At 72.6% G+C, this 25,698-nt stretch carries 19 protein-coding genes, 1 tRNA gene and 1 pseudogene; 12 read left to right on the top strand and 9 right to left on the bottom strand.

Features of this window, described 5'->3' with window-relative positions:
• The first annotated feature begins 14 nt into the window (after positions 1–14).
• From iolB to ABZ172_RS12055, 8 genes are all read left to right on the top strand, one after another.
• Positions 15–902, top strand: a complete 888-nt coding sequence (gene iolB / locus ABZ172_RS12090; RefSeq protein WP_356882933.1) for a 5-deoxy-glucuronate isomerase — start codon at positions 15–17, stop codon at positions 900–902.
• Positions 899–2,812 carry a 3D-(3,5/4)-trihydroxycyclohexane-1,2-dione acylhydrolase (decyclizing) gene (iolD, locus tag ABZ172_RS12085; RefSeq protein WP_356882931.1) on the top strand — a complete coding sequence of 638 codons (1,914 nt, stop codon included), beginning with the start codon at positions 899–901 and terminating at the stop codon, positions 2,810–2,812. The genes iolB and iolD overlap by 4 nt, the downstream gene beginning before the upstream one ends.
• A 13-nt stretch (positions 2,813–2,825) precedes the next feature.
• A complete protein-coding gene (mmsA, locus tag ABZ172_RS12080) occupies positions 2,826–4,325 on the top strand; it encodes a CoA-acylating methylmalonate-semialdehyde dehydrogenase (protein WP_356882929.1) in 1,500 nt (499 codons plus the stop codon).
• A 72-nt stretch (positions 4,326–4,397) separates the two neighbouring features.
• On the top strand, positions 4,398–5,441 hold the full coding sequence (locus tag ABZ172_RS12075) for an aminoglycoside phosphotransferase family protein (RefSeq protein ID WP_356882927.1): 1,044 nt from the start codon (positions 4,398–4,400) through the stop codon (positions 5,439–5,441).
• Positions 5,442–5,516: 75 nt separating this feature from the next.
• Complete coding sequence (locus ABZ172_RS12070; RefSeq protein ID WP_356882925.1) at positions 5,517–6,107, top strand: DUF4291 domain-containing protein; 591 nt, start codon at positions 5,517–5,519, stop codon at positions 6,105–6,107.
• A gap of 276 nt (positions 6,108–6,383) precedes the next feature.
• Positions 6,384–9,212 (top strand): alpha/beta fold hydrolase, encoded by a 2,829-nt coding sequence (locus tag ABZ172_RS12065; protein WP_356882923.1) that lies wholly within the window; start codon positions 6,384–6,386, stop codon positions 9,210–9,212.
• On the top strand, positions 9,209–10,084 hold the full coding sequence (locus ABZ172_RS12060) for an ABC transporter permease (RefSeq protein ID WP_356882921.1): 876 nt from the start codon (positions 9,209–9,211) through the stop codon (positions 10,082–10,084). Before ABZ172_RS12065 ends, ABZ172_RS12060 begins: the two co-directional genes overlap by 4 nt.
• Before the next feature lie 119 nt (positions 10,085–10,203).
• On the top strand, positions 10,204–11,787 hold the full coding sequence (locus ABZ172_RS12055) for a von Willebrand factor type A domain-containing protein (RefSeq protein ID WP_356882919.1): 1,584 nt from the start codon (positions 10,204–10,206) through the stop codon (positions 11,785–11,787).
• 98 nt (positions 11,788–11,885) lie between these two features.
• Here the strand turns inward: ABZ172_RS12055 and ABZ172_RS12050 are convergent, their stop codons facing one another.
• The 7 genes from ABZ172_RS12050 to ABZ172_RS12020 all read right to left on the bottom strand — a co-directional run bounded on the left by ABZ172_RS12050 (position 11,886) and on the right by ABZ172_RS12020 (position 19,265).
• Entirely contained in the window at positions 11,886–12,200 is a 315-nt protein-coding gene (locus ABZ172_RS12050; RefSeq protein WP_356882917.1) for an L-rhamnose mutarotase, read from the bottom strand.
• Positions 12,201–12,215: 15 nt separating this feature from the next.
• Entirely contained in the window at positions 12,216–13,301 is a 1,086-nt protein-coding gene (gene rhaS, locus ABZ172_RS12045) for a rhamnose ABC transporter substrate-binding protein (RefSeq protein WP_356882915.1), read from the bottom strand.
• Between the two features lie 79 nt (positions 13,302–13,380).
• Positions 13,381–14,433: an ABC transporter permease gene (locus ABZ172_RS12040; RefSeq protein ID WP_356882913.1), complete on the bottom strand. Its 1,053-nt coding sequence runs from the start codon at positions 14,431–14,433 to the stop codon at positions 13,381–13,383.
• On the bottom strand, positions 14,417–15,469 hold the full coding sequence (locus ABZ172_RS12035; protein ID WP_356882911.1) for an ABC transporter permease: 1,053 nt from the start codon (positions 15,467–15,469) through the stop codon (positions 14,417–14,419). Before ABZ172_RS12035 ends, ABZ172_RS12040 begins: the two co-directional genes overlap by 17 nt.
• The gene (locus tag ABZ172_RS12030; RefSeq protein ID WP_356882909.1) at positions 15,466–16,989 is read right to left on the bottom strand and encodes a sugar ABC transporter ATP-binding protein; all 1,524 of its coding nucleotides are present in this window, start codon (positions 16,987–16,989) and stop codon (positions 15,466–15,468) included. The genes ABZ172_RS12035 and ABZ172_RS12030 overlap by 4 nt, the downstream gene beginning before the upstream one ends.
• A gap of 243 nt (positions 16,990–17,232) precedes the next feature.
• Positions 17,233–17,799 (bottom strand): GNAT family N-acetyltransferase, encoded by a 567-nt coding sequence (locus ABZ172_RS12025; protein ID WP_356882907.1) that lies wholly within the window; start codon positions 17,797–17,799, stop codon positions 17,233–17,235.
• A 200-nt stretch (positions 17,800–17,999) separates the two neighbouring features.
• The gene (locus tag ABZ172_RS12020; RefSeq protein ID WP_356882905.1) at positions 18,000–19,265 is read right to left on the bottom strand and encodes a phosphoribosyltransferase family protein; all 1,266 of its coding nucleotides are present in this window, start codon (positions 19,263–19,265) and stop codon (positions 18,000–18,002) included.
• On the opposite strand from ABZ172_RS12020, the gene ABZ172_RS12015 reads away from it, so the two are divergent.
• A complete protein-coding gene (locus tag ABZ172_RS12015; RefSeq protein WP_356882903.1) occupies positions 19,209–20,183 on the top strand; it encodes an HAD-IIA family hydrolase in 975 nt (324 codons plus the stop codon). The two genes, ABZ172_RS12020 and ABZ172_RS12015, sit on opposite strands and share 57 nt — an antisense overlap.
• A gap of 352 nt (positions 20,184–20,535) precedes the next feature.
• On the opposite strand, the gene ABZ172_RS12010 is transcribed toward ABZ172_RS12015, so the two are convergent.
• Complete coding sequence (locus ABZ172_RS12010; protein ID WP_356882901.1) at positions 20,536–22,479, bottom strand: DUF6461 domain-containing protein; 1,944 nt, start codon at positions 22,477–22,479, stop codon at positions 20,536–20,538.
• A 266-nt stretch (positions 22,480–22,745) separates the two neighbouring features.
• On the opposite strand from ABZ172_RS12010, the pseudogene ABZ172_RS12005 reads away from it, so the two are divergent.
• Positions 22,746–22,940, top strand: a pseudogene (locus ABZ172_RS12005) (ATP-binding protein); the annotation flags it as partial.
• Positions 22,941–23,331: 391 nt separating this feature from the next.
• Here ABZ172_RS12005 and ABZ172_RS12000 read toward each other — a convergent pair.
• Positions 23,332–23,407 (bottom strand) — tRNA-Arg (locus ABZ172_RS12000).
• 1,504 nt (positions 23,408–24,911) lie between these two features.
• Between ABZ172_RS12000 and ABZ172_RS11995 the strand changes: the two genes are divergently transcribed.
• Positions 24,912–25,130 (top strand): hypothetical protein, encoded by a 219-nt coding sequence (locus ABZ172_RS11995; RefSeq protein WP_356882899.1) that lies wholly within the window; start codon positions 24,912–24,914, stop codon positions 25,128–25,130.
• 328 nt (positions 25,131–25,458) lie between these two features.
• A complete protein-coding gene (locus ABZ172_RS11990; RefSeq protein ID WP_356882897.1) occupies positions 25,459–25,677 on the top strand; it encodes a hypothetical protein in 219 nt (72 codons plus the stop codon).
• Positions 25,678–25,698 lie beyond the last annotated feature (21 nt).

Genomic DNA, 25,698 nt, shown 5'->3' with positions numbered 1-25,698 from the left:
GTAGGGATGGAGCCATGACGACGACGTCCGACGAGCAGCAGAGGCACCACCTCCGGGCCGGCCGCGCGGCGAGCGGTCCCTACGCCCTGGACATCGGCCCGGAGCGGGCCGGCTGGGAGCGGTCGAGCCTGCGCGTCCTGGCACTCGAACCGGGCGGTGTTCACACGCTGGCCACCGGGGAGAGCGAATGGATCGTCCTGCCGTTGTCCGGTGGCTGTACGGTGCGGACGGCAGGTGAGATCTTCGAACTGCGGGGCAGGAACAACGTGTTCGGCGCCGTGAGCGACTTCGCCTACGTACCGCGCGACGCCCGCGTCCAGATCTCCTCCGGCGCAGGAGGCCGCTTCGCCCTGGCAGGAGCGAAGTGCGAGCGACGACTCCCCGCTCGCTACGGCCCCGCGCCGGAGGTACCGGTCGAACTCCGCGGCGCCGGATCCTGCTCCCGCCAGGTGAACAACTTCGCCGCCGCCGACACGTTCGACTGCGACCGGCTCATCGCCGTCGAGGTCCTCACCCCGGGCGGCAACTGGTCCTCGTACCCGCCGCACAAGCACGACGAGCACCGCCCCGGTGCCGAGTCCGTGCTGGAGGAGATCTACTACTTCGAGGTCGAGGGCGACGGCCTCGGCTACCACCGGGTGTCGCCGTCCCGCGAGGGCGGCACCGACGTCCTCGCGGAGGTCGCCACCGGGGACGCCGTCCTCGTCCCGGACGGCTGGCACGGCCCGTCCATCGCCCCGCCGGGACGCACCCTGTACTACCTGAACGTCATGGCGGGCCCGGGCGAGACGCGCGAGTGGCTCATCAGCGACCACCCGGACCACCGCTGGATCCGCGACGAGTGGCCCGGCCGGCCCGTCGACCCACGACTGCCGTTCCACGGCCCGGAGGCCGCCCGGTGACCCCACCACGCCGTACGTCCGACACGACCGCGCCCACCCGCAGGCTCACCACCGCACAGGCCCTGATCGCCTTCCTCGCCCGGCAGTACACCGAGCGCGACGGCCGCCGCCACCGGCTGATCGACGCCACCTGGGGCATCTTCGGCCACGGCAACGTCGCCGGTGTCGGGCAGGCACTCGTCGAGGCCGGCCCCGCGATGCCGTACCTCCAGGGCCGCAGTGAACAGGCCATGGTGCACGCCGCCGTCGGGTACGCCCGCCAGTCGGGGCGGCTCTCCGCCCACGCGGTCACCACCTCCATCGGCCCCGGCGCCACCAACCTCGTCACCGGCGCCGCGCTCGCCACCGTCAACCACCTGCCGGTGCTGCTGCTGCCCGGGGACACCTTCGCCACCCGCCCCGCCGACCCCGTGCTCCAGCAGCTCGAAGTGCCCCACTCCGGCGACGTGTCGGTCAACGACTGCCTGCGCCCCGTCTCCCGCTACTTCGACCGGATCACCCGCCCCGAGGCGCTGATCCCGGCCGCCCTGCAGGCCATGCGCACCCTCGCCGATCCCGCCGGGACGGGCGCCGTCACCCTCGCGCTGCCGCAGGACGTGCAGGCCGAGGCGTACGACTGGCCCGCGGAGTTCTTCGCGCCGCGCGTCTGGAACGTACGCAGGCCCGCCCCCGACCCGTACGAGCTCGACCGGGCCGTCCGGGCCGTGCGCGCCGCACGCCGGCCCCTGATCGTCGCGGGCGGCGGCGTCCACCACAGCGCCGCCGAGGAGGCCCTCGCCGCCTTCGCCGCGGCCACCCGCATCCCCGTCGCCTCCACCCAGGCCGGCAAGGGATCGCTGCGCCACGACCACCCGGCCGACGTGGGCGGCATCGGCCACACCGGCACCGCCACCGCCGACGGACTCGCCCGCGAGGCCGACCTGGTGATCGGGATCGGCACCCGCTACACCGACTTCACCACTGCCTCCGGCACCCTCTTCGCCGATCCGGCGGTCCGCTTCCTCAACCTCAACATCACCGGATTCGACGCCCACAAGCTCGCCGCCCTGCCCCTCGTCGCGGACGCCCGCACCGCGATCGAGGCGCTGGGGGAGGCCCTGGCCGCGTGCGGGTACCGCGTCGACCCCGCCCACGAGAGCGCGTACACCGAGGCCAAGGAGCGCTGGGAGCAGCGCGTCGACGCCGCCTTCGCGGCCCCGGACCCCGACGCCCGCCCCACCCAGGCCCAGGTCCTCGGACTCCTCGACGACCTGGTCACCGAGGACGACGTCCTGATCAACGCGGCGGGCTCGCTCCCCGGCGACCTCCACAAGCTCTGGCGGGCCCGCTCCCCGCGCCAGTACCACGTCGAGTACGGCTACTCCTGCATGGGCTACGAGATCCCCGCCGCCCTCGGGGTCCAGCTCGCCGCGCCGGACCGGCCGGTCTGGGCCCTCGTCGGGGACGGCACCTACCTGATGAACCCCACCGAGATCGTCACCGCCGTGCAGGAAGGGCTCCCCGTGAAGCTCGTCATCCTGCAGAACCACGGATACGCGTCCATCGGCGGCCTCTCCGAGAGCGTCGGCGCCGAACGCCTCGGCACCGCCTACCGCTACCGCACCCCCGAAGGGGACTTCACCGGCCCCCCGCTGCCCGTCGACCTCGCCGCCAACGCCGCCTCGCTCGGCATGCGGGTGCTGCGCGCCGGGTCCGTGGGGGAGCTGCGCCGGGCCCTCGCCGAGGCACGTGGCGCGGACCGTCCCACTTGTGTCTACGTCGAGACCGAAACGGCAGACACAGTGTCGGGGCCTCCTCCGGCGCAGGCGTGGTGGGATGTCCCCGTAGCCGAGACCGCGACCCGCCCGCCGGCCGTCGGGGCCCGGGAAGAGTACGACCGGCAGACCGCAGCCCGACGCCGCCACCTGTGAAGGAGACCCCGTCATGAAGACCGTCAACCACTGGATCGGTGGCAAGACCGTCGAGGGCACGTCGGGCAACCACGGGCCGGTCACCGACCCGGCGACCGGCGCCGTCACCACCCGGGTCGCGCTCGCGTCCACCGAGGAGGTCGACGCCGCGGTCGCCGCAGCGAAGACCGCGTACGAGACCTGGGGCACCTCCTCGCTCTCCGCCCGCACCGCCGTCCTCTTCCGCTACCGGGCCCTGCTCGACGCCCACCGCGACGAGATCGCCGCACTGATCACCGCCGAACACGGCAAGGTGCACTCCGACGCGCTCGGCGAGGTCGCCCGCGGCCTGGAGATCGTGGAACTGGCCTGCGGCATCACCACCCAGCTGAAGGGCGAGCTGTCGACGCAGGTCTCCAGCCGGGTCGATGTCGCCTCGATCCGCCAGCCGCTGGGCGTCGTCGCGGGCATCACGCCCTTCAACTTCCCCGCCATGGTGCCGATGTGGATGTTCCCGCTGGCCGTCGCGTGCGGGAACACCTTCGTCCTGAAGCCCAGCGAGAAGGACCCGTCGGCCGCCAACCTGCTCGCCGAGCTCGCCGCCGAGGCGGGACTGCCCGACGGGGTGCTGAACGTCCTGCACGGTGACAAGACCGCCGTGGACGGCCTCCTCGCCCACCCCGACGTCGCCGCCGTCTCCTTCGTCGGCTCCACACCGATCGCCCGGTACATCCACACCACGGCCTCCGCCCACGGCAAGCGCGTCCAGGCGCTCGGCGGCGCGAAGAACCACATGCTGGTCCTCCCCGACGCCGACCTGGACGCCGCGGCCGACGCCGCCGTCTCCGCCGCGTACGGCTCCGCAGGTGAGCGCTGCATGGCCGTCTCCGCGGTCGTCGCGGTGCGTTCCGTCGCGGACGAGCTGGTGGCCAAGATCCGCGAGCGGGCCGAGAGGATCACGATCGGGCCCGGCACGGACCCCGCCTCCGAGATGGGCCCGCTGATCACCGCCGCCCACCGCGACAAGGTCGCCTCCTACGTCACCGGCGCCGCCGCGCAGGGCGCCGACGTGGTGCTCGACGGCACCGGCCACACGGTCGAGGGCTTCGAGGACGGCCACTGGATCGGCCTGTCCCTCCTGGACAACGTCTCCACCGACTCCGACGCCTACCGCGACGAGATCTTCGGCCCGGTGCTGTGCGTCCTGCGCGTCGACACCTACGAGGACGGCGTCGCCCTCATGAACGCCTCGCCCTTCGGCAACGGCACCGCGATCTTCACCCGGGACGGCGGCGCGGCCCGCCGCTTCCAGCTGGAGATCGAGGCCGGCATGGTCGGCGTCAACGTGCCGATCCCGGTGCCGGTCGGCTACCACTCCTTCGGCGGCTGGAAGGACTCCCTCTTCGGCGACCACCACATCTACGGCAACGACGGCGTGCACTTCTACACGCGCGGCAAGGTGGTCACCACCCGCTGGCCCGACCCGTCCGACGCCCCGGCCGGCGTGGACCTGGGCTTCCCCCGCAACCACTGAGCCGGTCCACCGGCTCCGGCGCCCCCGGAAAAATCCTGGGGGCGCCGGAGCCCGGAGTGGAACACTGGCCGCATGGAGACGGCGCCGCGACTTCCGTTCGGTGAGGTACTGAGAGACCGGCTGGGCCCGCCCGCGGCTGACCCGGTCCTCCTGGAGAGCAGCCCCCGCTCACGGGTCTGGCGCATCGAACTGACCGGCCGTCCGGCCGTGCTGAAACAACTGGTGGAGGCTCCCGAGGCCGACGAGCGCTACGCCCGCGAGGTGGCCGCCCTGCGCATCGCGGGCCGGGCCTCCGGCGCCCCGGTCGTACCCGCCCTCCTCGGGACCGACCCGGCCGAGCGGGTCCTCGTCCTCGAACACCTCGACCACCGGCGGCCCGCCGCCGACTGGATCGTCGGCTATGCGACGGCCCTCGCCAGGCTCCACAGCACCGCCCGCGCCGACGACACCGGAGCCCTTCCCCGGTGGCAGGGCCCGTCCGCCGCCGACGTCGGCTCGTTCCTCGCGCTGGCCGAGACCCTCGGGGTGCCCGAACGCCCCGGGGTGCGCGACGAACTCCACGCCCTCGTGGACCGCCTCGGCCGGACCGAGGGGACCGCCCTGCTCCACGGCGACCCGTGCCCCGGCAACGACCTGCACACCCCCGGCGGAGTCAGGTTCATCGACTTCGAGCAGGCGTCCCTCGGCAGCGGCCTGACCGAACTCGCCTACCTCCGCATCGGGTTCCCCACCTGCTGGTGCGTCACCAGGGCCGCGGGCCCCTTGCTGGAACGCGCGGAGGCCGCCTACCGCACGGCCTGGCAGAGCGAGACCGGCACGGCACTCCGGGACACCGGCCTCGCCGACGCCTGCGCCGGCTGGCTGATCCGGGGCGACGCCCTCGTCCAGCGCGCCCACCGCGACGGCACCGACCACCTCGCCCGCATCCCGCACGAGGACTGGGAGTGGGGCACGGCCACCGCCCGCCAACGCCTCGTCCACCGGCTCTCGGTGGTCGCCGGGACGACTGCGGACCACGGGCGGCTGCGGGCACTCCGCGCCCTCGCTGCGGACCTGCGCCGCGCGCTCCTCGACAGCCGGCCGGCGCTGCGCCCGGTACCGGCCCGGCGCCCCTAGCACGGCCGGGCGGGCGAGCTGCGCCGGGCGGAAAACCCGTGGCAGCGCGCACCCCGCCGGGCCATCCTGGACGCCATGTCCCCACCGCAGCACGAGATCCGCGCCCGGTACACGGCCACCACCGTCACGGTCCACCAGGCGTATCCGCCGTCCATCGGACGGCCCGCAGCTCGTGACGGGCGCTTCCCCGCCGCCTGGAAACGCGACCGCATGACGTGGATCAAGCCGAGCTTCCTGTGGATGATGTACCGCTGCGGCTGGGGCACGAAGGAGGGCCAGGAGACCGTGCTCGCCCTGGAGATCACCCGCGAGGGCTTCGGCTGGGCCCTGGAGAACGCCGCACTCTCGCACTACGTCCGGGGGACGCACCCCGACCGCGCCACCTGGCAGCGCGATCTGCGCAGCAGCCCCACCCGTGTCCAGTGGGACCCGGAACGCGACCTCCACCTGAACCCGCTGCCCCACCGCTCCCTCCAGCTCGGCCTCGGCGGCGAGGCGGCACGGCGCTACGCCGACGAGTGGCTGGTCTCCGTCACCGACGTCACGCCGCTCGCCCACGAGATCCACGCGCTGGTCCGGGCGGGCGAGGACGCGAAGGCGGCCGCCCTCCTGCCTGCCGAGGAGCCGCTCACCGGCTTCCGGCCCCCGGTGCCGACCGGCCCGTGAGGCCCGGCAGCCCCCGACGGGCCCGCGCCGTGAGCCGGAGCCGCCCCTGGACCCGCACCCGGGCCGGCGCGCGAAGCGGGCCCGCACCCGACCACGAGGCCGGACCGGCCCGCCGGACCCGGCCCACCGGGTGCGAATGCGCGGATAGGGGTGGATTCACGGCACCGGCGTACCGCGGACGGAGTAGGGCAGGGGCCGGGCGTACCTCCCAGGGATGCCGCGCAGCTCCGCCCGGGGACGCCCCGGCCCCCGGGCCGCTCCGTCTAGGGTCGAGTCATGGAGAACCCGACTTCCCGGTGGCGGCACCGGCTGCCCCGTACCCGAGGCCGGTGGGCCGCGGTCGTCGCCGCCCTCGCCGTGCTCGTGGGCGCCGGTACCTGGACCGCCACCGCCGACGACAGCGCGCCGTCCGTGCACCGGCAGGACCGGATGCTGAAGATGAACGGGGTGTCCGTCGACACCTCGTACTTCACGTCCGGGGGCAGCGGGCGCCGGCCGGCCGTCCTGATCGGTCACGGCTTCGGCGGCAGCAAGAACGACGTGCGCGCCCAGGCGGAGAAACTGGCGGCCGACGGGTACGCCGTCCTGACCTGGTCCGCCCGGGGGTTCGGCAAAACCACCGGGGAGATCGAGCTCAACGCCCCCGACGCCGAGGTCAAGGACGTCTCCGGGCTGATCGACTGGCTGGCGGACCGCCCCGAGGTGCAGCTCGACGCCGAGGGCGACCCGCGCGTCGGTGTCACCGGGGCCTCCTACGGCGGCGCCGTGTCCCTCCTCGCGGCCGGGTACGACCGGCGCGTCGACGCCGTCGCACCGGTGATCACCTACTGGGACCTCGCCGAAGCGCTCTTCCCCGACGGGGTGTTCAAGAAGCTCTGGGCCGGGATCTTCGTCAGCTCGGGCGGCGGCTGCGAGAGGTTCCAGAAGCAGCTGTGCGCGATGTACGAGCGGGTCGCCGTGAGCGGCAAGCCGGACGACGCCGCACGCGCCCTGCTGAGGGAACGTTCCCCCGTCGCCGTGGCCGACCGGATCGACGTGCCCGCGCTCATCCTCCAGGGCCAGAGCGACTCGCTCTTCCCGCTCGGCCAGGCCGACGCCATGGCCCGGGCCATCGAGGCCAACGGCTCTCCCGTGTCCGTCGACTGGATCGCGGGCGGGCACGACGGCGGTGACGACGAGGGCGACCGCGTCCAGAGCCGGATCGGGGACTGGTTCGACCGGTACCTGAAGCAGGACGAGAACGCCGACACCGGGCCGGGCTTCCGGGTCACCCGGACCGGCGGAGTCGACTCCACCGACGGCGCCGCCCTGAAGCGCGGCGCCAGCAGCGACGCCTACCCCGGGCTGAACAGCGGCGGACGGAAGATCACCCTCACCGGCACCCCCCGGCAGCCCGCCCCGGGCGTCGCCCAGGACACCACCCCCGACACCCGGCAGGACGCCCCGGGGACCGGAAGCGGCGGCAACGGCCAGGACGCCCCCGCGGCCGGCAGCGGCGACGGCGGCCCGGGCCTCCCGGCCACCGGCAGCGGCAGCGGGCGGGCGGCGTCGGACGGTCTCACCCAGACCTTCCGCAACCCCGCCGGATCCAGCCCGCCCTCGGTCTCCGCGGTGCCCGGCATCGGAGGCGGGCTCTCCCAGCTGTCCTCGCTCGGCGTCGGCCTCTCCCTCGACTTCCCCGGGCAGTACGCGAGCTTCGAGTCCGCCCCGCTGGACAGCGCCGTCCACCTCACCGGCTCACCCACCGCCACCGTGACCGTGAAGGCGGACCGGGGCGACGCGGTGCTGTTCGGGAAGGTCTACGACGTCTCCCCGGACGGGAGGCAGCAGGTGCTGCCCTCCCAGCTGGTCGCCCCCCACCGGTTCACCCCCGCCGAACAGGGCAGGCCGGTCGAGCTGACCCTGCCCGCCGTCGACCACGAGATCGACGCCGGACACCGGCTCCGGCTCGTCCTCTCCGCGACCGACCTCGCCTACGCCTCACCCGCCGAGCCCGCGACGTACCGCGTCACCCTCGACGGGGCGCTGACCGTGCCCACGGCGCCGGACGTGAAGACCGCCGCCGCCGCGCTGCCGTGGTGGATCTGGGGACTCCCCGCGGCCGCCGCCGTCATCGCCGCCCTGCTCCTGCTCACCGCACGCAGGCGCACCGCCACCCCCGCACCCGACCCGGCCCTGGCCGACGTGCCGTTGCAGATCACGGACCTGTCCAAGAAGTACGCCGGGGCCACCGACCGCTACGCCGTGCGCGACCTCGGCTTCCGCGTCGAGAAGGGCCAGGTCCTCGGCCTCCTCGGACCGAACGGCGCCGGGAAGACCACCACCCTGCGCATGCTCATGGGGCTCATCACCCCCGACGCCGGCGAGATCCGCGTCTTCGGGCACGCGATCCGCCCCGGGGCGCCCGTCCTGTCCCGCGTGGGGTCCTTCGTCGAGGGCGCCGGCTTCCTCCCGCACCTGTCCGGCCGCTCCAACCTGGAGCTCTACTGGCAGGCCACCGGGCGGCCCGCCGAGGACGCCCACATCGACGAGGCCCTGGAGATCGCCGGGCTCGGCGACGCACTCGCCCGCGCCGTGCGCACCTACTCCCAGGGCATGCGGCAGCGCCTCGCCATCGCCCAGGCCATGCTCGGCATGCCGGACCTCCTCATCCTCGACGAACCCACCAACGGGCTCGACCCGCCCCAGATCCGCGAGATGCGCGACGTGATGATCCGGTACGCGGCCGGGGGCCGCACCGTGATCGTCTCCAGCCATCTGCTCTCCGAGGTCGAGCAGTCCTGCACGCACCTGGTGGTCATGGACCGCGGACGGCTCGTCCAGGCCGGACCGGTCGCCGAGATCACCGGCTCCGGGGACATGCTGCTCGTCACCACGGACACCGAGGTCACCGAGGTCCTCGTGGACAAGGCGGCCGCCCTCCCGGGCGTCGGTTCCGCGGTCCGCACCGACGACGGCCGCGGCCTGCTGGTCCGCCTCGACGGCGCCACCCCGGCGCAGCTGATCGCCGAACTGGTGCGCCTGGACGTGCCGGTGACGGGCGTCGGACCGCACCGCCGCCTGGAGGACGCGTTCCTCACCCTCATCTCCCAAGGATCCGCATGAGCTCCGCACCCGAGGCCCTGGCCCTCGCCGAAGCCCCCGGCTACCACGCCCGCCGGACCCTGCCGCTGCGCGTCGAGGCGATGAGGCAGCTGCGCAGGCGCCGCACCCTGCTGATGGGCGGGGTGCTGGCGGCCCTGCCGTTCGTCCTCATCACCGCCTTCGCCATCGGCGGCACACCCGGCGGCGAGGGGGGCGGCTCCCGGATCAACCTCATGGACGTCGCGACGGAGTCGGCCGCGAACTTCGCGGCGACCAGCCTCTTCGTCTCCGCGGGCTTCCTGCTCGTGGTGCCCGTCGCCCTGTTCTGCGGGGACACCGTCGCCTCCGAGGCGAGCTGGTCCTCCCTGCGCTACCTCCTCGCGGCGCCCGTGCCCCGCTCCCGGCTGCTGTGGAGCAAGCTCGTCGTGGCACTCGGCTTCAGCCTCGCCGCGATGGTGCTGCTGCCGCTCGTCGCGCTCGGGGCGGGAGCCGTCGCCTACGGCTGGGGGCCGCTCAGGCTCCCCACCGGGGGCGCGCTCGCCACCTCCGACACCGTGCCGCGCCTCGCCCTGGTCGTCGCGTTCGTCTTCGTCTCGCAACTCGTCACCGCCGGACTGGCGTTCTGGCTGTCGACCAAGACGGACGCGCCGCTGGGCGCGGTGGGCGGCGCGGTCGGGCTCACGATCGTCGGCAACGTCCTGGACGCGGTCACCGCCCTCGGGAGCTGGCGCGAGTTCCTCCCCGCGCACTGGCAGTTCGCCTGGGCCGACGCCCTCCAGCCCGACCTCGCCTGGGGCGGGATGGCCAAGGGGGCCGCGGTGTCGGTGGCCTACGCCCTGATCCTGTTCGCCCTCGCCTTCCGCGGGTTCAGCCGTAAGGACATCGTGTCCTGACCCTCCGCCGCCGCGCCGCCCGTCGTTGCGCCATCGAGACGGTTCCGCAACGCTCCTGACGACTCCGCCCGGCCGCCCCGCACGTCACAGTCACAGATGCCGACGACGTGGGGGGACGGATGGACCGCAGGACAAGGACGTACCGAGGAGCGCTCGCGCTGCTCCTGGCGGGCGGGGTGCTGATGACCGGCTGCTCCGGATCGGGGACGACCGGTGAATCGGCCGTCGACCGCGCTTCCGGCGGCGGACCCGCCGGCGGACGGCAGCCGTCGGACGCCCGGCCCGCCGCACCGGAGCAGCGGCAGGGCGGGGCGGACCGGGCGGAGGAGGACACGGGCCGCACGAGCGAGGCGCCCGACTATCTGTCGACGTTCGCGCTCGACGTCGACACCGCCGGCTACGGCTACGCGCGCCGCACTCTGGGCGACGGGCGGCTTCCGGCGGCCGACACGGTGCGCCCCGAGGAGTTCGTCAACAGCTTCCGCCAGGGCTACGAGCGGCCGGCGGGCGACGGCTTCTCGGTGAACGTCGACGGGGCCGCGTCCGGCGCCGACGACTGGTCGCTCGTCCGCGTCGGACTGGCCACCAAGGAGGCCCCGGACACCGGCGAACGACCGCCCGCCGCCCTGACCTTCGTCGTCGACATCTCCGGATCGATGGCCGAACCGGGCCGTCTCGACCTGGTGAAGACCTCGCTGGGCCTGCTCGCCGACGAACTCCGCGACGACGACTCCGTCTCCCTGGTCACCTTCAGCGACGAGGCCGAGACCCTGCTCCCGATGACCCGGCTCCGGGGCAACCGCACCACGCTCCGGGACGCCGTCGAGGAGATGGAGCCCACCGACTCCACGAACGTGGCGGCCGGCGTCGCACAGGGCTACGAGGAGGCGGTCGAGGGCCACCGCAAGGGCGCCACCAACCGGGTGGTGCTGCTCTCCGACGCCCTCGCCAACACCGGCGAGACCGAGGCGGACGCGATCCTGGAACGCGTCGGGGACGCCCGGGAGGAGTACGGGATCACCCTGTTCGGCGTGGGCGTCGGCAGCGAGTACGGCGACCGGCTGATGGAACGCCTCACCAACCGGGGCGACGGCAACACCACGTACATCGCCGACGAGGCCCAGGCCAGGAAGGTCTTCGTCGACCAGCTGCCCGCCCACGTCGCACTCCGGGCCCGCGACGCCAAGGCCCAGGTGGCCTTCGACCGCGCGACCGTCCGGCAGTTCAGGCTGATCGGCTACGAGAACCGCAAGGTCGCCGACGAGGACTTCCGGGACGACGGCGTCGACGGCGGCGAGGTCGGCCCCGGCCACACGGTGACCGCGCTCTACGCCGTGCGGCTCCGCGAGGGAGCCTCCGGCCGCGTCGCGACGGCGACCGTGCGGTGGCTCGACCCGAAGACGAGGAAGGCGCACGAGGCGACCGGGTCGGTGACCACCGGCGCGATCGACGGCGCGCTCTGGGGCGGCACCGGCACACGGCTCCAGGTCACCGCGGTGGCCGCGTACTTCGCGGACACACTGCGCGGCGGCGACCTCCCCGGAACACCCGCACTCGGCGAACTCGCGTCCCGTGCACGGAAACTGGCCGCCGCCACCGAGGACGACGCGGTGGCGAAGCTCGCGACGATGATCGAGCGGGCCGACCGGCTCAGGAACGGCACGGGCGGCGCCCCGCCCGGCGACGAGGGCGAGATCGGCTGACACCCGGCCGGGCCCGGCGCGGGGCGGTCCCCGCGCCGGGCGCGTCGGACGGCGGCGTCCCCGCCGGCCCTCGGACCGGGCGGCGCCCCGCCGGTCCGTCACGCCAGGTGGAACACCTCGGTCAGCGGCACCATGGCCGCGTCGGCGGCCTCCGGCTGCTCGAAGAACCCGGCCATGTCCCGCTGCCACCGCGCGTTGACCTCGGTCGCGGCCATGGCCTCCCGGGCCGCGTCGAAGTCCTCCGTCTCCAGACAGCCGACCAGCAGGCCGTCCTCGCGCAGGAACAGCGAGTAGTTCCGCCAGCCCGCCTCCGACAGGGCCGCGAGCATCTCCGGCCACACCGCGGCGTGACGCGCGCGGTACTCGTCCGTGCGGTCCTCACGGACCTTCAGCAGAAAGCAGACACGCTGCATGGAGACGGCCCCCGGTCAGAAGTCGAACGTGTCGATGTTCCCGGCGTCGAAGACCGTCGGCTCGCCGAGGATGACCTCGCCGTCCTTGCCGACGGTGTACTCGCCGAGCTTGCCCGCCTCGAACTTCTCCCCCTCCGCGCCGGTGATCTGCCCCGAGGCCAGCGCCGCCGCCGCGTACGAGCCGAGGTAGCCGAGCTCCTCCGGGTTCCACAGCGAGAACTGCTCGACCGTGCCGTCCTTGACGTACGTGCGCATCTGGTTCGGGGTGCCCAGCCCGTTCAGGACGACCTTGCCCTGGTACGAGGAGTCGCTGAGGTAGCGCGCCGCGGCGGCGATCCCGACCGTCGTGGGGGAGATGATGCCCTTGAGGTCGGGGTAGGCCTGCATCAGGCCCTGCGTCTGCTGGAACGACTTCTGGTCCGCGTCGTCGCCGTACGCCACCTTGACCAGTTCCATGTCCTTGTACGCGGGGAGCTTCAGCTCCTCCTTCATGAACTCGATCCAGGTGTTCTGGTTCGTCGCGTTCTGCGTGGCCGACAGGATCGCGATCTTGCCCTTGTAGCCGATCTGCTTCCCGAGGTGCTGGACCAGACTGCGGCCGATCTCCTCCGAGCCCGCCTGGTTGATGAAGAGCTGCCGGCAGTCCTTCGCCGTGTCGGAGTCGTACGCGACGACCTTGATGTCCTTCTTCATGGCCTGCTTGAGCGGGCCGCACACCGCGTTCGGGTCGTTCGCCGCGACGAGGATGGCGTCCTGGTGCTGCTGGATCAGGGTGTTGATGTAGGAGACCTGCGAGGACGCGTTCGCGTCGGACGGACCGACCTCCTTGCCGGTGCCGCCGTACTCCTTCGCCGCCTCGATGCCCGCCTCGTCGACGATCTTCTCGTACGGGTTGTTGATCTGCTTCGGCAGGAAGGCGATCTTCAGCCCCTTCTTCAGCGGGGCGTCCGGATCGGCCTTCGCGGAACTTCCGGCCTTCGCGCCCCCGCTCTCCTCACTGCCCTTCGTCGTGCCGGAACAGGCGGCGAGTGCGAGGGTGAGGGAGACGGCGGCGGCTGCGGTCGCGACGGCGCGGCGCCCGGCGGCATTGCGGAGCATCATGGCGGCGTGTGCCTTTCGAAGAGGGGCGAGGACGTACGGGGAGACGGCGAGGACGTGCGGAGACGGGAGAGGGACGGGACTACGTCCGGGACGCGGGGCCGGCCGCGGCCCGCCGGTGCCGTCGTTCGACGACCGCGGCCACGACCCGCGGCGTCAGGACGGACGCCACGAGCAGCAGCCCGGTCACGATGACCTGCACCTCGTTGGCGATGTCGTTGAGGGTGAGCAGGTTCTTCAGCAGGCCGATCAGCAGGACACCGGCGACCGCGCCGAAGAGCGTGCCCTTCCCGCCGTCGAAGTCGATGCCGCCGAGCAGGACCGACGCGATGACGAGCATCTCGAAGCCGAGTCCGTTGTCCGCGCGGGCACTTCCGTACCGGAGGGTGAAGACCACGCCCGCGAACGCGGAGAACAGCCCGGTCACCACGAACAGCAGCAGCTTGATCCGCTTGACCCGGATGCCGGCGAAGTACGCCGCCTCCTCCTGGGCGCCGATCGCGAAGAGGGCGCGGCCGAGCCCGGTGGCGTGCAGCACCACCGCGGTGATCACCGCCAGCACGGCGAACAGCAGCACCGGATAGGTGACGAAGGTGCCCGGGACGGTCGTCGTGTCGACCGCCCAGTCCGCGTAGACCTGCGGGAAGTCCGTCACCGCGTCGCTGCCGAGCACCACCGAGGCCAGCCCCCGGTACAGCGCCAGCGTGCCGATCGTGACGGCCAGGGACGGCAGCCCCACCCGGGTGACCAGCCAGCCGTTGAGGAGCCCCCCGGCGACCCCCACCAGGAGCACCACCGGGACGATCGTCTCGAACGCCCAGCCCGCCTCCCACAGCGCGCCGGTCAGCGCACTGCCCAGGCCCAGCATGGAGGCGACCGACAGGTCGACCTGGCCGGCGACGACCAGGAGGGTCATCGGCAGGGCGATGAGGGCGACTTCGGCGATGTCGTTGAAGGCGAAGGCGAGGTTCCCGCCCGAGCCGAAACCCTCGGTGGTGCCGAGCCCCACGACGAGGACCGCCACCAGCAGGACACCGACCGCGGTGTCCCAGCGCAGCGCCGGCGCGCGCACCGGGGAGGGCTTCGCCGCGGCCCGCGGCGCGGGAGCCGGCTTCGTGTCAGGCGCCGTGGTCATGACGGGCGTTCCTCTTCCTCAGTGCGGCGGTCATCCGCAGGTTCACGATCCGGTCGACGCTGATGGCCAGCAGCAGGAGGGCACCGGTGATGGCGCCCTGCCAGAAGGAGTCCACCTTCAGCACGACCAGGACGCTGCCGATGGTGGTGAGCAGCAGGGCGCCGAGCGCCGCGCCCCAGACGGTGCCGGTGCCTCCGGTGATCGCGACCCCGCCGACCACCACGGCGCTGACGACGGTCAGTTCCCAGCCGTGCGCGTTGTCCGCGACGACCGTGCCGAAGCGGGCCAGCCACAGGGCCCCGGCGAAGCCGGCGACGGCCCCGGAGAAGACGTACGCGGCGAGCACCCGGCGCCGGATCGGGATGCCGGCGAGGCGGGCGGCCTCGGGGCTCGACCCGATGGCGTACAGCTCGCGCCCCGAGCGGTAGGAGCGCAGGAAGTACGCCGTCACCGCGAGCAGGACGAGCGAGATCAGCGGCAGGTACGGGACGCCCAGCAGGCTCCCGCTGCCCAGGCCGAGGACCGCGTCCGGGACGTCCGACGCGCTGATCTGCTCACCCTGCGCCCACCAGTAGTCGACGCCCTGGATGATGTAGAGCATCCCCAGGGTCACGACGAGCGCCGGGACCCGGCCGAAACTGACCAGGGCGCCGGAGACCAGGCCGCAGACGACGCCGACGGCGGTGCCGAGCAGCAGTACGACCGGCACCCCGTGGTCGGTCCCCGCCACGAACGTGCCGCAGGCGAAGGCGGACAGCCCGACGACGGAACCGACGGACAGGTCGATGTTGCGGGTGATCACCACGGCGGACTGGCCGACCGCGAGCAGCACCAGGATCGATGCGTTCAGCAGCAGGTCCTTGACGCCCTGGTCGGACAGGAAGCGCGGGTTCGCCAGGTAGGTGCCGAGGACGAGCACGACCAGCGCCCCGGCGATGGAGATCTCCCGCGCCCGGAAGACCGCGTCCACCAGCGAGGAGGCACTGCGCTGCGGTGGCTTCCCGGTGTCCGGGGGGCTCTCGATGGTGGTGGTCACGCCGCCGCCCTCTCGTCGCGTCCGGTGGCCGCGGCCATGACCGACTCCTCGGTGGCGTCCGCGCGGGGGATCTCGGCGACCAGCCGGCCCTCGTGCATCACGAGCACCCGGTCGGCCATGCCGATGACCTCGGGGAGGTCGGAGGAGACCATCAGGACGGCGAGGCCGTCCGCCGCCAGCGAGGAGAGCAGCCGGTGGACCTCCGCCTTGGTGCCGACGTCGATCCCGCGGGTCGGTTCGTCGACGATCAGCACGGCGGGGCCGGTCGCCAGCCACTTGGCCAGCACCACCTTCTGCTGGTTGCCGCCGGACAGCACGCCCACGGTGTCGGCCAGCCGGTTGTACTTCAGCTGGAGCCGCACCGCCCAGTCGGCCGCCCGGTCGTGCTCCAGGGTCCGGCTGACGAGCCCCCGCCTGCGGACCTCGCCCAGACCGGTGAGGCCGATGTTGCGCTCGATGGACAGATCCATGACCAGACCGCGCTGGCGCCGGTCCTCCGGCACGAGCGCGAGCCCGGCGTCCATCGCCGCGGTCGGCGAACCGGGGCGCAGCACCGTCCCGGCGACCCGCACCTCGCCCGCGTCGGCGCGGTCCACCCCGAAGACCGCCTGGGCGACCTCGGTGCGTCCGGCACCGACCAGCCCGGCGAGCGCGACGATCTCGCCGCGGCGGACGTCGAAGGACACGTCGCGGAAGACGCCCTCCCGGGTCAGCCGGCGGACCGACAGGGCGACCTCGCCGGCCACGGCGTCCTGCTTGGGGTAGAGGTCGCCGAGGTCGCGCCCCACCATCCTGCGCACCAGGTCGTCCTCGGTGAGCCCGTCGAGCGGCTCGGAGGAGATCCACCGGCCGTCGCGCAGGGTCGTGACGCGCTGGCACAGCGCGAAGATCTCGTCCAGGCGGTGCGAGATGAACAGCACCGCCGCCCCCTCGGCGCGCAGTGCGCGGACGACGGAGAAGAGCCGGGCGGTCTCGCTCCCGGTCAGGGCGGCCGTCGGCTCGTCCATGATCAGGACACGGGCGTCGAAGGAGAGGGCCTTGGCGATCTCGACGATCTGCTGGTCGGCGATCGACAGGCCGCGGGCCGGCCGGTCCGGTGCCAGGTCCACCCCCAGCCTCCGCATCAGCCCGGCGGTGGTCGCGTGCACGGCCCTGCGGTCGATCCGGCCCAGGGACCGCCGCGGCTGACGGCCCATGAAGATGTTCTCGGCGACCGAGAGATCGGGGAAGAGCGTCGGCTCCTGGTAGATGACGGCGATGCCCGCGTCACGCGCGTCCGCCGGGCCGTGGAAGACGACGGGCGCGCCGTCGAGGAGCACCTCCCCGCCGTCCGGCCGGTGCACTCCGGCGAGGGCCTTGATGAGGGTCGACTTGCCTGCACCGTTCTCCCCCGCGAGTGCGTGGGCCTCGCCGGGGAACAACTGCAGGGACACGTCCCGCAGGGCCCGTACGGCACCGAAGGACTTGCTCACGCCCTTCAGGGCCAGGACCGGGGCCGGGTCCGGGGCGGACTGGTTCATGGGAGCTCCTCAGCGGTGGACCGTTCCGCACCACCCGCCGTGAAAGGTTTCAATGAGGTTGCTCGGAAGCTAAACGGGGATTGCGGGCACAGTCAATGGGTTGATGCCGAGAAGTTCCGTGAGGAGGCGCGATGTGCGACCTGGGTGGGAGGAATGGGCGGGCGCCCTTGACAGTCGTCAGGGCGGGCCACTATCTTCCGGCGGCTTGAATCGATTCATGCCGTGCGGTGCGCGGAGCCTCGGCTACGGATGGGTACCGGCCGCCGCCGGGTGACCGGGCCCGAGCAGCACGGTGAGCCCCGCCCGGCCGGGAACGGCCACCGGGATCCGGTACCACCCCGTGCGCCGGTAGAGGCGCAGGGCCGGCTCCGCTCGGACGGACGTGAGCAGCCAGCACCGCCCGTCCGGTGCGTTCCGGGTGACCGCGGAGAGCAGCCCCGCGCCCAGCCCGGTGCGGCGCGCGTGCGAGGAGACGGCGAGTTCGTCCACCTTCAGGGCGCCGCACAGCCACCGCGTGAAGCGCTCGGGCCCGAGCGCCTCGGCGACAGCTCCGGTGCCGGAACCGGAACCGGAGGGGAGGGTGCCGGGCGTGGTCCAGGCGGTGGCGAACCCCCGCACGGTGTCCCCGTCGAGCGCCAGGGCCGCGGTGAAACCGGGGCGTTCGGCGTCCTCGGCGAGCCGCTCGGTGTACCGGCCCGCGGACGCCGGGTCCTCGTCCCACGGCGGCGCCGAGAACGCGTCGGCGTACACCCGCCGGATCCCTTCGCCGTACGCGGCGAGCCCCGCTCCGTCGACCAGCCGCACCCGCATGACCGCACCCCCAATCCGCCCGGGCGCCCCGGGCCGATTCCAGGACCTCGTGACCCGGCGGCCCCCGAAGCCCTGGCGCGCCCCTCCGCCCGCTCCGGTGACGCTCCGCAGAGGATAGGCCGCCCGCCTGCTCGGCCGCCTGCCTGTCGCGCCGCTCGCCCGTGGTCCGGGGATACCAAGGGCCGGGCGCGGCCGGGCGGTTATCGCAGGAGGTGGGCCGTGAACCAGTCCCGTGCCAGGTCCGCGACGCGGTCGAGGGCGCCCGGCTCCTCGAACAGGTGGGTCGCGCCCGGCACGACCTCCAGCCGGTTCTCGCAGTGCAGCGCCGCCTGCGCCTGCCGGTTGAGGCCGAGCACCGTGGTGTCGTCGCCGCCCACGACGAGCAGGGTCGGCGCGCGCACCGCGGACAGGTCGGCGCCGGCCAGGTCGGGGCGTCCGCCGCGGGAGACCACGGCGCCGACACCCGAGTCCGCCGCGGCGGCGGCCCGCAACGTAGCCGCCGCCCCCGTGCTCGCCCCGAACGAGCCGACCGGGAGCGAGATCCGGCGCCGCAGCCAGTCGGTGGTGTCCGCGAGCCGGCCCGCCAGCAGACGGATGTCGAAGACGTTCGCGCGGTAGACCTCCTCGCCGGGGGTGAGCAGGTCGAAGAGCAGCGTTCCCAGACCGGCGCGGTTCAGGACCGTGGCCACCGAGCGGTTGCGCGGGCTGAAGCGGCTGCTGCCCGAACCATGGGCGAACACCACCACCGCCCCGGCGTCCCCGGGAAGCACCAGGTCACCGGCGAGCGGCACCCCGCCCGCGTCGACCTCGACCTTCTCGGAGATCGCGGCGCCCGCCGAGGCCCGGGTCAGCAGGGAGATCACCTCCGCGTCGGAGGTCTGGGAGAAGTCCCGGTACCACTCGCCCACCGCGGAGAACAGGCTCGGCGTGGACAGGCACACGACCTCGTCGGCGTCCCGGCGCAGCTCCGTGGCGGCGTCCGGCGAGGCCACCGGCACGGCCAGGACGACATACGCGGCGCCCTGGGCCCGCACCACCCGGCAGGCGGCTCTCGCGGTCGCTCCGGTCGCGACCCCGTCGTCCACCACGATCACCGCGCGCCCCTCCAGCGGAAGACGCGGACGGCCCTCCCGGTAGGCGTGCGCCCTCCGGACGAGCTCGGCCTCCTCGGCCCGCTCGACGGCCGCGAGATCCCTCTCGCCGACCCCGGCGCGGCGGACGATCTCCTCGCTGACGACCCGGACCCCGTCCTCGCCGACGGCCCCGAACCCCAGCTCCGGGTGGTACGGGACGCCGAGCTTGCGGACCACGATCACATCGAGCGGAGCGCCGAGGTCCCGCGCCACCTCGTAGGCCACCGGGACGCCGCCGCGCGGCAGCCCCAGGACGACGGGATCGCGTCCGCGCAGGTGCCGCAGCGCCCCGGCCAGCCGTCGCCCCGCGTCCGTGCGGTCGGTGAACAGCACGGTGGTTCACCTCCAGGAGAGGTCTCCGACAGTGCGGGAGGGCGGCACACGCAGCACGCCCCCCACTTCGAAAGAAGCCCATGTGCGCCGGTCCGGCAAGTCGGGGACGATCGGTCCATGGAGCGAATCGACGCGGTCCTGATCGACATCGACGGGGTGCTCACCGTGTCCTGGGAGCCGCTGCCCGGCGCTGTGCGGGCCGTGGAACGCCTGCGGGAGGCCGGCACACCGCTCGCGCTCGTCACCAACACCACCTCACGGACGCGTGCTTCGATCGCCCGCCGGCTCGGCGCCGCGGGCTTCCCCGTCGGCCCCGACGACATCCTGACCGCACCCGCGGTCACCGCCGCCCACCTGCGCGAGCACCACCCCGGAGCCCGCTGCCTGCTGATCAGCGCCGGTGACGTGCGGGGAGACCTGTCCGGGGTGACGCTGGTGGAGGCGGAGGACTCCGAGGGCGCCGTGCCGGACGTCGTCGTCCTCGGCGGGGCGGGCACCGCGTTCGGCTACGCCGCCCTCAACCGGGCCTTCCACCTCGTCCAGCGGGGCGCGGCCCTCGTCGCCATGCACCGCAACCTGTACTGGCGCACCGCCGGTGGGCTCGACCTCGACACGGGCGCCTTCCTCCTCGGCCTGGAGCGAGCCGCGGGCACCGGAGCCGTCGTCACCGGCAAGCCGTCCGGGGCGTTCTTCGCCGCCGCGCTCGCCCACCTCGGAGCGGACCCGGCCCGGACGCTGATGGTCGGCGACGACATCGAGACGGACGTGCTGGCCGCCCAGCACCACGGCATGACCGGGGCGCTGGTCAGGACCGGCAAGTACCGTCCGGAGACATACGCTGCCGCCGACGGCACCCCGGACCACGTGGTCGACTCCTTCGCGGACGTGCCGGACCTGCTCGCACGACCGGCCGCCTGACGCCGGGCACCGGCGCACGGCCCCCGTCCCCGTGCGGGGACGCGGCGGCTCCCGGCCCGGGGCTCCGGACGCCCGGGCGGCGACTCCCGGCCCACACGGCCCACGACCCACCGCCCACGCCCCCCCCCGGACGCCGGTGCCTGATCGGTGCTCCCGGCGGCCTCCGCGCAGGAGCGCCGCGGCAGATCCCGGACCCCGGTGCCCGGAGCCGCCGGAGCGAACCGGCCTCCAGCGCCGCCACCGTCGTGCCCCGGCCGTACACCGGGTCGGACGCGCCGAGCGCGTCACCGAGGATCACTTCCCCGGCGGGCCCGGACGCACCGCCCCGCCGAGGGCGTGGCCGCTGCCGTGTTCAGGAAGCTGGAATGATCGTGAACCGGGCCGCCCCTGTCACGTCTGCCACCGTCGGGCGGACATCCGCCGTCCTGCACAGGAGTTCCAGGATGTCCTCGGACGCGGCTTCCAGCGGATCGTCCGCTCCCATCGCCGCCATGGCCGCCTCGATCTCCGGTGGGACCGGCTCCTCGCTGATGTCGCCGTGCCGGTCGACGACCGTCTCACCGTTGCGATGGACCACGAAGTCGGTGTCCCCGTTGACGCTGCTGTACGCGGAGACCGCGAGGGTTCCTGCGGACAGCGCCGGACTGTGTATGCCCAACCAGCCGTTGTCCTCGACGAGCAGGGTGTGCGGGCCGAGAGCGAAGGCGGCCACGCGCACGTCCTCCACGCCGGTGTCGTCGATCTCGCTCCGGGTCAGCAGGTCGCTCCAGTCACCGGTGCGGATGCCCGCCGGGTCCGCGCCCAGCCGGACCAGAGCCTCGTCGGGCGTGATGTCGTGCACGACGGTCGCGCAGTAGGTGACCCGGTCCGTCAGTTCCGTCATCCACGTTCCGAAGTCCTCGGCGGTCTCCTCGGGCACGGCGCCGGGCTCGATCACCTCACCGTTGCGCCAGACGACACCACCGTCGGCGCGGCGCAGGACCACTTCGCCCTCCTGGACGCACAGTTCTTCGGCCGGCCCGCCCAACGGGGGGCGTTCGTCGCCGAGGACCCGCAGCATGCCGTCCTCGTCGAGGCGCAGTCCCGGCTCGTCCGTCTCACCGAGGCGCGTGTTCCAGAGCCAGGTGTGATCCGCTGCGAACAGCACGAGATGCCGTTCGTCCCAGTGGCCGAGCACGGTTCTCCCGCAGGTGGAGGTGAGGGAGTGCGGTCCCAGCGTCTGTCCACGGCGCAGCACCGCACCCCGCGGGGCATCGGCGGCGGGTGCCTCACAGGCGTCGTGAGGGCCGGTCGACCACACCGATCGGCCGTCCGCGTCGAGGAGTTCGGCACGGCCGTCGTCCCGGACCACGAGCCGGCGGGCGCCCGAACCGGCTGTTCCGGAGCTCCAGATTTGGGCGCCGAGAACGTTGCGGACCGACAGGTCGCCGTTCTCGGACAGCTCCGCCCATCCATCGCCGATCCCGTCCGTCCCGGTCCGCCACACGACGCGGTGCTCGGTGTGACAGTGCAACGCCAGATCGCCGTTGCCCCGATGGACCAGCGTGTGGGTCCCGTCGGGGGACGTCAGGGACTGGTTGCGCAGGCGCCCTCCCGTCTCCAGCGTGGGGCCGCCGTACGCGTAGGGCGTGCCCATGAGAATCGGCCCGTGCGGGAGCAGGGTGCCCTCGTGCCACAGGACGGCGCCCTCGGAGTCGACCAGGCTCAGCAGCCGGACCTCGGCCGTCGATCCGCCCGGCCGGTGCAGGCGCCAGGTGAGCTGGGCACCCTCCTGGTGGTCCAGCCAGTCGACCAACCGGCCGGTGAGCGCGTAGCTTCCGCCCCCGCCCTTCGAGCTCCGGCTGACCCGCAGCCATCCGTTCTGCTCGCGGGCCACGGTCCGGCGGGTCCTCCCCTCGCGGACGAGGTACGCGTCCGCGGTGATGGCAGCCGCGGGTGCCGCGTCCCCGAGTGCCACGGCGTGGACGGGGCCGGTGCGTATGTTGCCCAGGCGGACGTGCGAGCGGTCCAGGAGTTCCAACTCGCCCGCGTCCGTGAGGATCAGGTACTGCGCACCGGGCGCGGCGAAGCCCGAGCGCCAGTCCGGTTCGTGGTCGTCCTCGGTCTCGACCAGCACCTCGTAGCCGTTTCCCAGCAGCAGCGTCCCCGCAGCGCCCGCCCGCCACACGACCTGGTCGCTCCCGGTGTCCGTGATCACCGGGACACCGGCGGCATCGCGGCTCAGCACGAACCGCCCCGAGGGGGACGTCAGCCGGTCGTCCGGATAGAGGCGTTCGAACTGCGGCATTTCGAGCATGGAGATCCTCTTCTCGTCATCGCCGGCCGGTGACGGCGGCGTCCATGGCGGTCATTCTGCGGGACGGCACTGACAACCGGAGAAGGACGGCGTGACCCACCCGGTCGAGGCCGCGCCGGAGCACCGGCAGCGGCCCGGAAGGCCGGCGGTCCCCGTCGGCGCACCGGTCAGTTCCTCAACGAACCCGCCCGGGAGAGACTCGGGTTGAGCGGTCCGGCAGTACCTGATCCTTGTCCACCGATTGCGGCGGAAGCAGGGCCGGCGGGTTCCGGCGCGCCGACAAGTCCCGCAGCCGCCACACCGGCGGCAGCGGCCTGGGCCCGGCCATCGTGCGCCACCTCGTGGAAGCCCGCGGCGGCTCGGTCTCGGCGACCAGCACATCTCGGGAAGGAACCGTGTTCACCGTGGCCCTGCCCGCATGGAGGGGAGGCCAGGACGATCACCCAGCCGGCGGGCGGTGAGAGGCCGGTCCCCTCGGCGGTGGACGGACCTCCCCGAACCGTGCGTCGCCGCTGGGAGTCACCGTTACCGCCGGTAGGGATCGGTGTACGGCTCCATCGACTGGCGGACCTCGCCCCGGACCGGGTCCATGAGCGGGCCCGGGGCGTAGGAGCGGGCGCGGGCCTTGCCGTGGGGGAGGCCCCCTCGGTGCCGCGCGGCGGTGGCGGGGGAGGGGCGGGGTGTCTCCGTGGATTCTCCGTGGCAGACCGCGCGAATCCGGCGGCGGGGGCGGCCCGCGCGGGCGTCCGCCCCCGCCGCCCCGCGCTTATGCCCCTGCTACGCGCGGCCCGCTAGCCTCCCCTGACCGGCGAAAAGGCCCTCCGGTGCGGAGGGCCTCAGGGTGGTGCGCGGTGGTGCCCCCGGCAGGACTCGAACCTGCGGCCAAGCGCTTAGAAGGCGCCTGCTCTGTCCACTGAGCTACGAGGGCCGATCACATGACGTCGGCGCAGCTTAGAGAGGTGGCTGACCTGCGTCAACATGGTGACGGTACTGTGAAGCACCTTGCCATGTACACACCTGGGTCAGGCGCTTCGGGCCATAGCCTACCTGGATACGGTGGACATCCTGGGTACCAATGGGGTAACGGGTGGCACACGTGGCACGCTCTAATCTGGCCGGAGAATCGCTTGCCACAAGAGAGGCACGCCTGGCCTCATGGCAGCCGTTCGGGGGGATCTAGCCTCACCCTGTCGCGCGTACACACGACCAGGGCTTCCGGGCTTATCTCACGCCTCACGTTCCACACCCCCCGAACACCTCTGCTCACCCGCTAGTCCTGCCCAACAGCCTCGCCCCACTCGCGCTCACGCCTGCACGCTCACCCGTCCGCACACACGCGACCGCATGACGCGCACACGCGCTCACCCGCATACGCATACGCGAGAGGGGTACGAGACATGCCCTGTCGCGCGCTCACGCTCACGCGCTCATGCGCACGCGCGTACAAACACACAACTCCAAAAGACTGTAATTCTGTCTCCTAACAGTGTGTTTGTTAAAAAACACTGCCTGAAAGACTGCGAAAAACTGAAGAAAGATTGATGGAGCCTCGACTCAGACACAACAGACAGAGTGTCCCCTAATAGCTCATCTTCTCCTTTTCTTAAACTTACTGGTGCGAAAAACGGACACGTGCAGCTCAGCGCCAGTTTCTCAGTGTTGGTAGAGATGTCTACGCGCGCACGCACGCTCACACGCGTGAGCCCGCGCACACACGCGCGAGTAGGACCCCACTCACGCGCTCACGCGCACGGACGCGCGCTCACGTCATGCGCCCGCAGGCGCTCACCCACCCGTGCGCACGCCCAAGCGCAAGCGCACACGCGCGACAGGCTCTCGCCGTCCATTGCTCACGCCCTCTCGCCTCTCACAGGCGGGTGTGGAACATGTGACGGACGCCACACAAGCCTCTGACCTGCGCCTTCTCGACCCCGCGCTACGCATGGCGGCTGCCATGCTAACGCGGGCAGTTATTGGCCACCATCGCCCGATCCGGTCCACTCTTGCCCCATGACATCCCAGCGCATTACCGAGCCGACCGCCGACCCCAACGCGTCCGATAACCCGTTCCTCGACCTCATGGAGTGGCGACAGCGCCGAAGCTCTGAGGGCTTCTTTGGGCGCCTCGAAGTGTTCGCGAACAGAGTTCGACACACACCGCTTGTCTGGCGCCTCACGCGTCGATTCTGAGCGCCTAACGCACACGCACGCTCGATACGCGAGACGCAGCGAACACACGCACACACGAGAAAGCCCGCATTGGTTATCCGCCAGTGCGGGCTTTCTGTATTCCACGTCGAACTCAATTGCAAAGAATGAGTCAAGAATCTATGCCGCCCCGGCGAGAAGAGATACGTGGCCACTTGCCGGTAAACATGCCGCAGACGCAGACTGATCACGTCAGAAACCGGCAATTCCAACCGGGAGCGGTAATGCCCAAGCATCTTTACTCGTGGCGCGAATGGATGGACGGAGAGGTCCACATCCTCAAGCGCGGTGAGCACTTCGAGAAGGACCCGGAAGCGTTCGCCAAGTCGGTCCGCAGGTACGCCAGTCGGCACGGCATGGCGGCCACGGCCATCAGGGGAACTGACACCGTAACGGTCCAGTTCTTCGACGCCGACGAGACGGAGCGGGAGGGCGAGTCGTGAGCGCCCGCCTGGTCGTGGAAGAGGCGAGCCGAGACCCCCAAGCGCGGGACCAGATCCGCCAGGCGGTAAACGAGATGCCTTTCCACATACGGGTTATCGCCGCTCTGTCGGCTGGTCAAGTCGTCGCCACGGGAGACGCCGAGGACGGCTCGTTCGTGGTGGGTGTGGGAGTGAACCCCAACGCTCGGCGCCCTCGTCGCTAAATATCCACCCGCGAACCGAGGGGGAACGGGAACGATGAACCATGACCACCGCCATAAGGCCCAAGGTATACCGCCGCCACTATTGCGAGCGGCAACACCGGACCTACGAGACGTTCGCCAAGTGTGTGTGGCCCCGCGCTCTCTACGTCTGGACCAGGAACGAGGAGGGCACGCACACGCCCTACGCCCTGGTGATCCGCTGCAAGAAGGACCACGAGAGCTGGGCTCCGCCTCGTATCCGTCTGTGGGCGACGCAAGAAGCGGCCGAGCAGGCAGGCAGGGCGTACTGCGGGGGGAACTGCTCCCAGGTCCACGAGGTCATTCGCCTGGAGATGGAGCCATGAGAAAGGCCCGCTCCCTCACAA

The organism is Streptomyces sp. NPDC006296 (genome assembly GCF_040613235.1).
Classification (GTDB): Bacteria; Actinomycetota; Actinomycetes; order Streptomycetales; family Streptomycetaceae; genus Streptomyces.
Note: the sequence above shows the minus strand (reverse complement) of the source record. Positions and strands in the feature narration are given on the sequence as shown.